Origin of the sequence: Pasteurella canis, from assembly GCF_900454865.1 — a bacterium.
GTDB lineage: Bacteria > Pseudomonadota > Gammaproteobacteria > Enterobacterales > Pasteurellaceae > Pasteurella > Pasteurella canis.
In genome coordinates, this window is record NZ_UGTV01000015.1 from 1,850,830 (window position 1) to 1,863,539 (window position 12,710).

Sequence of the window (12,710 nt, forward strand, 5' to 3'; positions counted from 1 at the left end):
ATGGGGGCAATTGCCCCCTTTTTTACAGATTTTATTGACAAATATGCAATTTAACATGGTTAGCTTTTAAAATTTCCAAAATCGGATCAGGTGGATTCGCATCTGTGAACACATGCTCTACATCTGCGATAGAACCTAAACGAACCATGGCTCGACGTGAAAATTTAGAATGATCTGTGACCAAAAATGTTTTACGCGAGCTTTCAATTATTGCGCGTTTTACTTGGACTTCGTGGTAATCGTAATCCAGTAGTGAACCATCTAAATCAATCCCACTGATACCCAAAATCCCAAAATCCAAACGGAACTGTGAAATAAAAGCAACTGTTGCTTCACCAATAATCCCCCCATCTTGGCGTAATGAACCACCAGCTAAAATAATATCAAAAGTATCATTTTGCATTAAAATGTAGGCGGCATTGATATTATTTGTGACGATACGTAATTTTTGATGATTCAATAGGGCATTCGCAACAGCCTCTGGAGTCGTACCTATATCAATAAATAAAGAAGCACCATTGGGAATCAAATTTGCGACTTGTTGTGCAATACAATTTTTCCCTTTTAAAAAGAAGTGCTTACGGTCAGCGTAATCACTATTTTCTGCGGTAGAAGGAGATGCTGCTCCTCCATGGTGGCGACGGATAACGTTTTTTTCAGCTAACTCATTTAAATCACGACGGATAGTAGGTGGGCTGACATCTAATAAAGCGACAAGTTCTTCTGTACTGACATAGCCTTTTTGTGTGACTAAATCGACAATTTTTTGATGGCGGATCGATTGTTTCATGTTCTGTCTTTCACTTGTTATGGTTAAGTGCACTGACATTTTAGTCTATTTTATAACACAGATCATCTTTTTACTGTGTGTTTGGGGGTGAGCCATGCGAGCACCATACCAATAATTAGACCTGAAATATGCGCAGTGTTACCCATTTCAATACCAAAAAAAGGGCTAATAAATCCTGTAATAATACCAAGTACTAGCATCATCGAAAATCCTGTTGGCAAATTGAAATATTGCTTAGAGTGTAATTTATCAAATACAAAAACGTAGCCTAATACAGCGTAAACTACGCCAGATAACCCGAAAAAATAAGGACCAGAAGCAATATTTTGTGCAACGCCAGTGAGTAGTGCTGCAATAAAGAATATTTGGCAAAGTTTTGCTATGCCAAAATAACGTTCAATAGTGTGTCCAAATAGCCACCACCAGACTAAATTAAATGTGATATGTGTTGGTGATAAATGCACTAATGTATGAGAAAAATAGCGCCAAATTTGGTGAGATTGGTGTGAGTCTTCAGGATAGTGCATCGACTCTAGAATAAATTGTTCGTATCCGATTAATTGTAAAAGATAAATAACAAGACAGAGGGAGGTGATTTAAAATAAAAATGATTAATTAGAATAATGATGAGAGGAGCCAACTCTTTTTATATTGCAGTATATAAGAAAACAGCCCAGTTTTCATTGGGCTGTTTTTTTATGCGTTTACCATGCAAAATTAATGGCGGTATTATACGTCAAACGGCTATTAGGATTAACCGCAATCCCAGCACGTGTCGAGACATTTTTACTGAAGCGATAGCCCATACCAACGGCAAGTGCAACTTGGGTATGGTATCCACCTACTGATGCGGTAAAATTAACAGTATTATTCGCATCAGGTTGGAATAAACCACTAAGCGCAGCTTGGCTTGCAAAGCCAGCATTCATTTTTTTATCTAGTCTATAAATATTTTTATGTAAGGCTTGAAGTTGGTTTCCAATCTGTTTTGTTTGCTTTAAGTGTGCTGTATTTTGCAAAGATAATTTAGAAGATAGCAGCGCAATTTCATCCGTAGTGTATAATGCTAATTCAGATAGACCCTCAGCATTTTCTGTGCTTTTGCTATTTTGATGGGCGATTTTTGAAGAAAAGTCGTTTAAGATTTTCTCAATCGTTTGTAGTTGACTGTAAACATCTGATTTAATGTTATCTACGTCTTTACTGAGGAGTGCTAAATCCCAAGAGTTTTCTTTAACCTGTGAGACTGTAGACATATAACTTGGTTGGCAATCTGTTGCTTTTGATTTTTCACAATATTCATCTGTAAAGTTCGGACTATGTTGACTAGAACTTGGTTGAGGTGCACTTAAAACTGTATGTGAGATAAAACAAGAAAAACAAATTACAATCTTTGAAAATTTCATAAATAATACTCCATTATTAAAAACAACATTACTTTTTTCAAGACAATGAATTATATCATTAGATTTATGAAAAATACATTATTTATTAATGAGTTATGATAAAGAGGAAAAATGAATAGAAAAAATACACCTGTATCGTTTAGTGGGTTTAGTTGGGCGATTGCGCTATTTTGTTTGCCAATATTATTATGGCCTTTGGCGTTGACAATTTCGCCTAATTTACTCAAAAGCCCTCATTTAACTGAAAGTGAAATGACATTTATGTCAATTTTTTTATGGGTTTATCCTTTTGGTTTGGCGATTATTGCACGTGTTGCTTATCGAATTAACCAATATAATCATGCAGTTGCACGTAATTTATTGATAATAAGTGCGGTCATTTTTTATGGCCTTTTGTTTTATGTTGCCAGTGGGTTTAATTAACCCACTGTTTTTATAGGTAAGCCCGCCCGCTGCCATGCTTCAAAGCCTCCTGTCACACTATAGACTTCGGTATAACCTTGTTCGATTAAATACATTGCTGCACCACGACTACTCACACCGTGATAACAAATCACAATGACAGGATGATCATCTTCATGCGCCAACTCAAATTCTCCATAAGTTTGGTTAGTCAAGTGAAAGGCATTTTCAGGGTGGGCAGCGGCAAAATGCAACGTATTGCGAATATCTAATAAGACAGCATTACGTTGTTGCATTAATTGCCATGCTTGTTGTGGAGAAAGTTCGGAAAATTGTGACATAAGTGTTTCTTTAAAGATGTTTAAAAGTTGGTCAATATAGCATTTTTATTACGAAAGAAAAACACTGTATCTATATGGGATTAATTTGTGAGAAGCTCGTGATTTTTAGACCGCACTTTTTGACCCCGTGTCATTTTTTTCTTATTATGCAATCACTATTTTTTTATTTAAGGGCAACTTTTATGCAATATCTTTTATCACAAACGGAACAAGGGCAACAACTTGGTATCACTGCGAAAATGGCAAACCGTCATGGTTTGATCGCAGGCGCAACTGGTACAGGAAAAACAGTCACATTACGCACAATGGCAGAGGCGTTTAGTGATGATGGCGTGCCTGTGTTTTTAGTTGATGTGAAAGGTGATCTATCAGGCTTAGTAAAAGCAGGTCAATTTCAAGGCAAAATTGCAGAGCGCATTACACAATTTGAATTAGGCGGCGAGGCGTATTTGAACGGCTATCCTGTTTCATTTTGGGACGTATTTGGTGAAACGGGCATTCCATTAAGAACGACTATTTCTGAAATGGGACCATTGTTGCTTTCTCGTTTGCTGAATTTAAATGCGACACAAGAGGGATTATTGAATTTAGTTTTCCGTGTAGCAGATGATAAAGGATTATTGCTGATTGATTTAAAAGATTTGCGCGCGATGCTTAAATATGTTGCTGATAATGCCAAAACCTTTCAATTAGAATATGGTAATGTTTCTGCAGCGAGTGTGGGGGCGATTCAGCGTGCCTTATTAACGTTGGAAAATGAAGGGGCCGAAAATTTATTTGGAGAGCCTGCATTAAATCTAGATGATTGGTTGCAAACCCGTGATGGGCGCGGTGTTATTAATGTATTAAATTCAGAAAAATTGATTAACTCGCCAAAAATGTATAGTGCTTTTTTATTATGGTTAATGGCAGAGTTATTTGAAACTTTACCTGAAGTGGGTGATCTAGAGAAGCCAAAATTTGTGATGTTCTTTGATGAAGCCCACTTGCTTTTTGATGGTGCACCTGCGGTCTTAGTTGATAAAGTAGAGCAAGTTGTACGTTTAATCCGCTCTAAAGGCGTTGGGGTATATTTTGTGACACAAAACCCATTAGATTTACCTGATACTGTTTTGGGACAATTGGGTAATCGTGTACAACATGCTTTGCGTGCTTTTACACCACGCGATCAGAAGGCTGTTAAAGCAGCAGCAGAAACCTTCCGTACTAATCCGAAAATTAATGTGACAGAAACGATTACAACATTAGGCGTTGGACAAGCACTTGTGTCTTTCTTAGATGAAAAAGGGATGCCATCACCAGTAGAAATCGCTTATATTTTCCCGCCACGTAGCCAACTTAAACCGATTTCAGTGGAAGAGCGCACTGCTTGGGTGAAAGATGATGAGATTTATCCATTTTATCGTGATCTAATCGATAATGAATCTGCGTTTGAAGTGTTAAGCCATCAAGCGGATTTAGCCGCCGTTGCACAAAAGCAAGCAGAACAAGCACAATCTGAAGAAGAAAATGGTCTAATGGGCAGCTTAAGTCGAATGCTTTTTGGGACGAAAAAGCGTGGTGAAAAATTGACTGTGACTGAGGAAATTGTTAGTGGTGTAGCTAAATCTGTTGGACGTAACATTCGTAATCAAGTCACGAAACAAATTATGCGTGGTATTATGGGCGCATTGAAGAAGTAAAGTGCGGTCAGTTTTTCAGATATTCTGCTTTTGTTTCTGTGATTAGAACATAAAAAGCGCGTGGATCAATTGAACCACGCGCTTTTATTTTTGAATGATAACTTATAGGAATAAATTAGCAAACAATAAACCAAAGCCTAAGCTGAATGCCATGCTGAGTAAGCCTGGTAGCATGAAGCTGTGGTTAAATATAAATTTACCGATACGTGTTGTTCCTGTGGTATCAAAGTCAATTGAGGCAATGATTGGACCATAGTTAGGGATGAAGAAATAACCGTTTACAGCAACAAATGTACCAATCAAGATTGGCGCTGGAATGCCTAATGCAATACCGAGTGGGAATAATGTTGCTACTGTTGCACCTTGGCTGTTCACTAATACAGAGAGGGCAAAGAGTGCAAACGCAAATGTCCAAGGTGCACTTTCTACTAAGTATTTCACGGCTTCTTTGACTTCAGTGATATGTGCTTGCATTAAAGTATCACCTAACCAAGCAATACCGAAGATAGCGATTACGGCACGCATACCTGCATGGAATACAGAACCTTTTGTCACGGCTGTACCATCTGGTTTACAAACTAACATAATAAGTGCACCAGCAGATAGCATCACGATTTCAATTGTATGTGCCATGCCCATTGCTTTACCGTCAAACGCTGGACGTAAGCTTGGGAATGTCCCCATTAATACGACAAGTAATGCTGCTGTTAAGAAGATGGCAACAGAAACTTTGGCTGATTTAGACACTTCAATTTGATCAATAGCAGATTGAGCTTGACTTTCTTTTGCGTATTCAGGGCTTTGTAGTCTCGCTAAATAAATAGGATCTTCATGTAATTCTTTACCCATTTTATTGACAAAGAGACAAGCTGCAAAAAGTCCTAATACTGTTGCAGGAATAGTGATACTTAATACATTACCAAGTGTGATGCCCTGTGGCTCTAAGTAATTCACGACTGCAACAACGGCAGCAGCAATTGGACTTGCGACAATAGCAAATTGAGATGCAATTACAGCCATTGATAATGGGCGTTCTGGACGAATGCCATTATGACGGCTGACTTCTGCAATAACAGGAAGGACTGAATAAGCTACGTGACCTGTACCTGCTAAAACTGTAAATGTCCAAGTGACGGCTGGGGCCATAAAGGTAATATATTTTGGATTTTTACGTAAAATACGTGCTGCGATTTTGATCATATAGTCTAAACCGCCAGATGCTTGCATTGCGGCAGCAGCAGAAACGACAGCCATAATCATGAACATAACATCGATTGGCAATCCTGCTGGTTTTAAGCCAAAACCAAATGAGAGAATAGCAAGACCCAATCCCCCCATGACACCAAGTCCAATACCACCAATACGGGCACCAACTAAAATACATAGTAAAACTATGCCAAATTGAATAAAGAACATCATAATGTATCCTTAGTATGTTGTTAGTTTAGATAAAAGTTAAGACAAGAAACGAATAGATAATATACATACTACGTATAAAATTGTGGTTAATATAGCAATAAATAGGTAGGCTATCTATAATATAGATCAATTAAAATTTGAATACTTTCTTTGAAAGATGAAGAAACTACGGTTATACTTAGAACCCTATTTTAAAACCTAATACTGAGAAAAAAATGCAAGAATTTATTCCAATGGCAAAAGACTTTGCCCAAAATCATACATTAATGGTATTGGCTTGGGTAATGGTATTTTTTACAGTCATTTATACTTTTATTAAAGACTTTACTTCTAAAGTGAAAGTGGTTACTAACGCAGAAGCGGTAAGTTTAATGAATAATCAAGATGCGGTTGTAGTGGATTTACGCTCAATAGACGAATTTGCTCATGGCCACATTATTAATAGTCTCAATATTTTACCAGCAGAAATTAAAAAGAATAATGTGGGTAAGATTAATCAACATAAAGACACACCTGTTATTTTAGTGTGTGCAACAGGTATGAGTGCAAGCACATCTGCTGATTTACTCGTTAAACAGGGTTTTAACCAAGTTTATACTTTAAAAGAGGGGATCTCGGGATGGCGCGCTGCAAATTTACCTTTAATTAAAAAATAAAACTCATTAAATCATAAGGACTTAACAATGACTGAAGAAAATAAAGCAGTAGAAAAAGAAGAACAAGAAGTTCAACCTGTATTACAGATTCAACGTATTTATATCAAAGATGTATCGTTTGAGGCGCCAAATTTACCACATATTTTTCAACAAGACTGGGCACCTAAATTAGGTTTTGATTTAAGTACCGAAGCAAAACAAGTCGGTGACGATTTATATGAAGTTTGTTTAAACATTTCTGTTGAAACGACAATGGAAGGCACTGGTGATGTCGCATTCATTTGTGAAGTCAAACAAGCTGGTGTGTTTACTATCAGTGGTCTAGAAGATATGCAAATGGCACATTGTTTAACTTCACAATGTCCAAGCATGTTATTCCCATATGCGCGTGAATTGATTTCAAGTTTAGTTAATCGTGGAACATTCCCGGCATTGAATCTTTCTCCAGTGAATTTTGACGCATTGTTTATGGATTATTTACAACGTCAAGAGCAACAAGCTGAACAAAACACTGAAGAAGAAAACAAAGAAGTTCATTAATCAATCTCTTTCGCTCTCGTTTCGAGAGCGAAATTTTATCACTTACTTTAGCTAAGATGATGTCTATTTTCCTCACTCAATTTCATAATTTTTCGGGAGTACAAGTATGAATACAACTGTTGCCACTTCTCCAATTACTGTGCTTGGTGCTGGTTCGTATGGTACCGCATTGGCTATTGCATTTTCTCGAAATGGATTTCCCACTTACCTCTGGGGTCACGATCCTGCTCATATGCAGCGTTTGAGTGAAGAGAGACAGAATAATGCTTTTTTACCTCATATCGATTTTCCTGAAGCATTGCATATTGAGGCAGACTTATCTAGTGCAATGAGCCGCTCCCGAGATTTATTAATTGTTGTCCCAAGCCATGTTTTTGGTGAGGTGATTGATAACATAAAACCTCATTTACGACCAGATCATCGTATTGCTTGGGCTACTAAAGGATTAGAACGTAATTCAGGGCGTTTATTGCAGGAGGTCATTGAGGAGAAACTTGGTACACAGTATCCATTAGCTGTACTATCAGGACCGACATTTGCGAAAGAGCTTGCTGCGGGTTTGCCAACTGCAATTGCATTAGCATCTAATAACGAACAATTTGCTTTAGAGTTTCAAGCACGTATTCATTGTAGTAAGCATTTTCGAGTCTATATCAATCAAGATATGATAGGGGTGCAATTAGGTGGCGCGATTAAAAATGTGATTGCAATTAGTGCAGGGATGTCAGATGGGATGGGATTTGGTGCTAACGCGAGAACCGCATTAATTACTCGTGGTATTGCTGAGATTAGCCGTTTAGGTGCTTCTTTAGGTGCAAATCCAAATACATTTATGGGGATGTCTGGATTAGGAGATTTAGTGTTGACTTGCACTGATGATCAATCGCGTAACCGTCGCTTTGGCATTATGCTTGGTCAGGGTTTTGCTGCACAAACGGCAATGGATAATATTGGTCAAGTTGTAGAAGGTTTTTACAACGCAAAAGAAGCCTATTTACTTTCGCAGCGACAAGGTGTCGAAATGCCAATTACTGAACAAGTTTATCAAGTCTTGTTCTGTGGAAAAAATGCACAAGAGGTTGCAGCAACGTTACTTGGGCGTGAGCGTAAAGTGGAATAATTGAAGAAATAAAACAAGGACAAAAGAATGCCGTTAGAAGTGTGGGATCATATCCGTCAGGAGGCTAAAGAGCTCGTTGAAAATGAGCCTATTTTAGCCAGTTTTTTTCATGCGACTATTTTAAAACATCATAATTTGGGGAATGCATTAAGTTATATCCTCGCAAACAAACTTGCTAATCCTATTATGCCAGCTATTGCATTGCGCGAGATCATTGAAGAGGCTTATCAAGCCCAACCTGATATTATTGATAGTGCCGCTTGCGATATTCGTGCTGTACGTCAGCGAGATCCCGCAGTCGAATTATGGTCAACGCCATTGCTATATTTAAAAGGCTTTCATGCATTACAAAGTTATCGTATTACTCATTATTTGTGGCAGCAAAATCGTAAAGCATTAGCCGTTTATTTACAAAACCAAATTTCAGTCGCATTTGATGTCGATATTCACCCAGCCGCAATAATTGGTTGTGGCATTATGTTTGATCATGCAACAGGTATCGTGATTGGTGAAACTTCTATCGTTGAGAATGATGTTTCTATTTTGCAAGGTGTAACGCTTGGCGGTACGGGGAAAGAATGTGGTGATCGTCACCCTAAAGTGCGTGAAGGAGTAATGATTGGTGCTGGTGCTAAAATTCTTGGTAATATTGAAGTGGGCAAATATGCAAAAATTGGTGCTAACTCAGTCGTTATCCAACCCGTGCCAGAATATACTACTGCAGCTGGCGTACCTGCAAGGATTATTGGGCGGGATAAACAAGCAAAACCTGCTTTTGAAATGAATCAATACTTTAATGGTGATAATAATTAATAATACAATGATATGAAAGTGCGGTTTATTTTTGCACTTTTTTAGTCAACAAGAGTAAAAGAAATGATTAATAAAGATACTAAACTCTGTATTTCCTTAGCAGGTAGACCGGGTAATTTTGGTACAAGGTTTCATAATTATTTATATGAAAAATTAGCACTTAATTATATCTATAAAGCATTTACAACAGCTGATATTGAGCATGCGATAAAAGGTGTACGTGCATTAGGAATTCGTGGTTGTGCTGTCTCTATGCCTTTCAAAGAAAGCTGTATGCCCTTTATTGATGAAATATCTGAATCAGCTCAAGCGATTCAATCGGTCAATACTATTGTTAATGAGAATGGTTACTTGAAAGCATATAATACGGATTATATTGCAATTATAAAGTTGATTGAAAAATATCAATTATCGCCTCAAGCGCATGTGCTTGTTCAAGGAAGTGGTGGAATGGCAAAAGCAGTTGTCGCTGCATTTAAACATAAAGGCTTTGAGCATGTTAGTATTTATTCACGTAATGAAATAACAGGCAAAATGCTTGCCAGCTTATATGGTTATCAATATCTGGATCAGTTGGTTAATCAAGTCGCAGATATTTTAGTTAATGCGACACCAATAGGTATGGAAGGTGGTAAGGAAGTGAATGAATTAGCATTTCCAGCATTTATTATAGAACAAGCAAAAGTTGTATTTGATGTTGTTGCTTCTCCAGAACAAACACCTTTAATTCAGTATGCAACTCAGCAGGGAAAACACACTATTTCTGGCGCAGAGGTTATTGTATTACAAGCTGTTGAGCAATTTGAACTCTACACTCAACAACATCCTAATGAGCATCTTATTAAAGAAGCAGCAGAATTTGCTCGTCAATTAGTTTAATTGAGTAAAGTATTTCTTTCTTTTTATGACCATATTAAAAATATGGTCATTTTTCTTTTTTTAGCCTGAGATAAATAAAATATCAGTTTTTTCTTTTCTTTTTTTCATTCTGACGTTAATATGCGAATCTTATTTTTTGAAGAAAAATAAGATGCTGTTTTTTTCTTGATATTCATTGTTTATTATTTTTACTGAGAAAAGATTTTTATGAAAAACCAACGGGATACCTATAATTTAAAACCAACTGCAATTTTTTTATCTACATTATTAGCAAGTAATTTGGCTTATTCAAATAACTTAAATAATGAAGTTATTTTACTTGATGAAATTAGTGTGCAGGGACGAAATACAACAGTTTCTAGTGATCCACTATCTGGTGCGCCAAAACAAAATGATATAGTGGTGAGTAAAACAAAATTAAAAGCTAATTCAAGCACATTAGGTAATGCATTAGCTGGTGAATTGAGCGTTCATAGTAACCAATTTGGTGGCGGTGCTAGTGCCCCTATTATTCGGGGACAAGAGACGGTTCGTTTAAAAATTTTACAAAATGGTTCTGATGTGATTGATATGTCGCAACTCTCACCAGATCATGCAATCGGTGTGGATACATTATTGGCAGAGCAAGTTGAAATCGTACGAGGTGCTTCAACACTACTTTATGCCACAGCATCGCCAGCTGGAGTGATTAATGTTGTAGATAAACGAATCCCAACCAAACTGCCTGAAAAAGGTTATGAAATTGATTTGAGTACACGTTATAACACTAATAGCCATGAGAAATTAGGTACGGCAGGGATTACGGTTGGTCTTGGTGAACATATTGCTTTACGATTTGAAGGACTTGGGCGTGATTCAAACGATTATCATGTGCCTTATTTTAAATCTGATAAAGTACTTAAGTATGCACCTGATACTTATAATAAAACCAAAACTCATATGTTTGGGCTCTCTTTTATCGGCTCTAAGGGGTATATAGGTGCATCTTATAATGAGCGTGCGGAAAAATATGGTATTCCTGGGCATAATCATTTACATGATAGTTGTGGACCTCATATTTGGGGAGGAAATGCTAAAAATACTTATTATTTAAATTTATATCCACATTTGATGGGTGATGCTGATTTAACAGAGCCACATAACTTTCACTGTGGTAGTAATCATGTACATGATTCAGGTTTTAGCCATGATCAGCCTTATGGTGTACCACATGATCATTCTATGGCTGGTCCTTATGTGAAACTTAAGTCAAAGCGCTATGATATTCGTGCAGAATTAAAATCTCCACTAAAATATATTGAGAAAGCGCGTTTGAATTATTCATCAACAGATTATTTCCATGATGAGCGTGATGGTGCAATACCTGTCAATTTATTTAAAGCAAAAGGATATAACCTACGTCTTGAATTATTCCATGAACCGTTTAACGGATTAACGGGTGTATGGGGGGTACAATACCAAGAACAAGTGAGTAGTGCGAATTTACCACGTGTCCCGAAATGTTCTCTACTTTATGAGATAGTGCCTTATGGTCAGAAACCCAAAATTCAGCCTCGCTGTGCCCCTAAAATTACGAATGAACAACGTAAATCAGGTTGGGTTCTACCAAAACATGAGTTACAACAAGTTGGTTTTTTTGCAATGGAACAATTCCGTTGGAAAGATTTCTTATTTGAAGCGGGAATTAGAACAGAAAAACAAAAAATTGCGATTGAATATGATTTAGCTGCAATTGCAGATGCTAAAGGCCTTGCTGATGGTTCAAAATGTCTTCTCGCGATTTTATGTAATGGCAGTAATACGAGAAAACCAATAAGAAAAGTAAATGATCCTGATCTTTCACCTCGAACTGAGAGAGCCACATCGTATTCATTATCAACAACATGGTATTTAGCACCTGAATATTCATTAATGTTAACTTATTCCCATAATGAGCGATCACCAACGGCCATGGAGCTCTATCACCATGGACGTAATTTAGCGACAAACTCATTTAAATATGGTAATAAAGATCTTAAAAAAGAAGTCTCAAATAATACGGAGATCAGTCTTGCTTATACAGGCGAAAAATTAAGTTACAATTTGGGTGTTTATTATTATCGTTTTAAAAATCGCATTTTTTCACAGATTTTACGCCGAGAAGGAAACTTGACTCAAACTCGTTATACTCAATCTCAGGCAAAATATTATGGCGCAGAAGGACGTATTGATTATGCGATTACACCTGAAACTACAGTTGGTATATTTGGTGATTATGTGCGTGGTAAATTATTTGACTTACCACCAACATACAAGCCCGATGATTTACATGTTAATTTGATTGCAACGCCACAGCCAGATCAAGATGCGCCTAGAGTACCGCCTGCACGTTTAGGGGTTCGTGCAAGTTCAGCATTGACAGATCATTTGTCAGGAACGATGGAATATATTTATGTGTATAAACAACATAAAGTTGCACCAAGAGAAAATCAAACGGCTGCGCACAGTATGTTAAATGCAGGTTTAGAATATGCGAATAATTTAGCTGCAGTGAATTATCAATTCTTTATTCAAGGCAATAATTTATTGAATCGTCGTGTTTATTCACATTCGTCATTTCAATCTTTTGTTCCACAAATGGGACGTAATTTTGTAATTGGTTTGAATGTGAATTTCTAATCAT

13 protein-coding genes are annotated in these 12,710 nt (G+C 37.0%); 8 read left to right on the forward strand and 5 right to left on the reverse strand.

Annotated elements, in window-relative coordinates; genetic code table 11:
* Window positions 1-31 precede the first annotated feature (31 nt).
* From DYE19_RS09295 to DYE19_RS09305, 3 genes are all read right to left on the reverse strand, one after another.
* Window positions 32-790, reverse strand: coding sequence for a DeoR/GlpR family transcriptional regulator (locus DYE19_RS09295; RefSeq protein WP_049215805.1), 759 nt, complete (start codon window positions 788-790; stop codon window positions 32-34).
* Window positions 791-852: 62 nt separating this feature from the next.
* Window positions 853-1,317 carry a rhomboid family intramembrane serine protease gene (locus DYE19_RS09300; RefSeq protein ID WP_115323349.1) on the reverse strand — a complete coding sequence of 155 codons (465 nt, stop codon included), beginning with the start codon at window positions 1,315-1,317 and terminating at the stop codon, window positions 853-855.
* 177 nt (window positions 1,318-1,494) lie between these two features.
* Entirely contained in the window at window positions 1,495-2,196 is a 702-nt protein-coding gene (locus DYE19_RS09305) for a YadA-like family protein (RefSeq protein WP_115323350.1), read from the reverse strand.
* Between the two features lie 111 nt (window positions 2,197-2,307).
* On the opposite strand from DYE19_RS09305, the gene DYE19_RS09310 reads away from it, so the two are divergent.
* Window positions 2,308-2,619, forward strand: coding sequence for a DUF5389 domain-containing protein (locus DYE19_RS09310; protein ID WP_115323351.1), 312 nt, complete (start codon window positions 2,308-2,310; stop codon window positions 2,617-2,619).
* On the opposite strand, the gene glpE is transcribed toward DYE19_RS09310, so the two are convergent.
* Window positions 2,616-2,939 carry a thiosulfate sulfurtransferase GlpE gene (gene glpE / locus DYE19_RS09315; protein ID WP_115323352.1) on the reverse strand — a complete coding sequence of 108 codons (324 nt, stop codon included), beginning with the start codon at window positions 2,937-2,939 and terminating at the stop codon, window positions 2,616-2,618. The genes DYE19_RS09310 and glpE overlap by 4 nt on opposite strands.
* 182 nt (window positions 2,940-3,121) lie before the next feature.
* On the opposite strand from glpE, the gene DYE19_RS09320 reads away from it, so the two are divergent.
* Window positions 3,122-4,621, forward strand: a complete 1,500-nt coding sequence (locus DYE19_RS09320) for a helicase HerA-like C-terminal domain-containing protein (protein WP_115323353.1) — start codon at window positions 3,122-3,124, stop codon at window positions 4,619-4,621.
* Window positions 4,622-4,723: 102 nt separating this feature from the next.
* Here DYE19_RS09320 and DYE19_RS09325 read toward each other — a convergent pair whose 3' ends face one another.
* Window positions 4,724-6,037, reverse strand: a complete 1,314-nt coding sequence (locus tag DYE19_RS09325; RefSeq protein WP_049215870.1) for an anaerobic C4-dicarboxylate transporter — start codon at window positions 6,035-6,037, stop codon at window positions 4,724-4,726.
* A 218-nt stretch (window positions 6,038-6,255) separates the two neighbouring features.
* Here DYE19_RS09325 and DYE19_RS09330 point away from each other — a divergent pair, with 218 nt between their 5' ends.
* From DYE19_RS09330 to DYE19_RS09355, 6 genes are all read left to right on the forward strand, one after another.
* On the forward strand, window positions 6,256-6,696 hold the full coding sequence (locus DYE19_RS09330) for a rhodanese-like domain-containing protein (protein ID WP_049215798.1): 441 nt from the start codon (window positions 6,256-6,258) through the stop codon (window positions 6,694-6,696).
* 27 nt (window positions 6,697-6,723) lie between these two features.
* Entirely contained in the window at window positions 6,724-7,236 is a 513-nt protein-coding gene (gene secB, locus DYE19_RS09335; protein WP_049215797.1) for a protein-export chaperone SecB, read from the forward strand.
* A 106-nt stretch (window positions 7,237-7,342) separates the two neighbouring features.
* Window positions 7,343-8,356 (forward strand): NAD(P)H-dependent glycerol-3-phosphate dehydrogenase, encoded by a 1,014-nt coding sequence (gene gpsA, locus DYE19_RS09340; RefSeq protein ID WP_049215795.1) that lies wholly within the window; start codon window positions 7,343-7,345, stop codon window positions 8,354-8,356.
* 27 nt (window positions 8,357-8,383) lie between these two features.
* Complete coding sequence (cysE, locus tag DYE19_RS09345) at window positions 8,384-9,169, forward strand: serine O-acetyltransferase (protein WP_049215793.1); 786 nt, start codon at window positions 8,384-8,386, stop codon at window positions 9,167-9,169.
* A gap of 63 nt (window positions 9,170-9,232) precedes the next feature.
* Window positions 9,233-10,048 (forward strand): shikimate 5-dehydrogenase, encoded by an 816-nt coding sequence (locus DYE19_RS09350; RefSeq protein ID WP_115323354.1) that lies wholly within the window; start codon window positions 9,233-9,235, stop codon window positions 10,046-10,048.
* A 207-nt stretch (window positions 10,049-10,255) separates the two neighbouring features.
* Window positions 10,256-12,706: a TonB-dependent receptor gene (locus tag DYE19_RS09355; protein WP_115323355.1), complete on the forward strand. Its 2,451-nt coding sequence runs from the start codon at window positions 10,256-10,258 to the stop codon at window positions 12,704-12,706.
* Window positions 12,707-12,710: the final 4 nt, after the last annotated feature.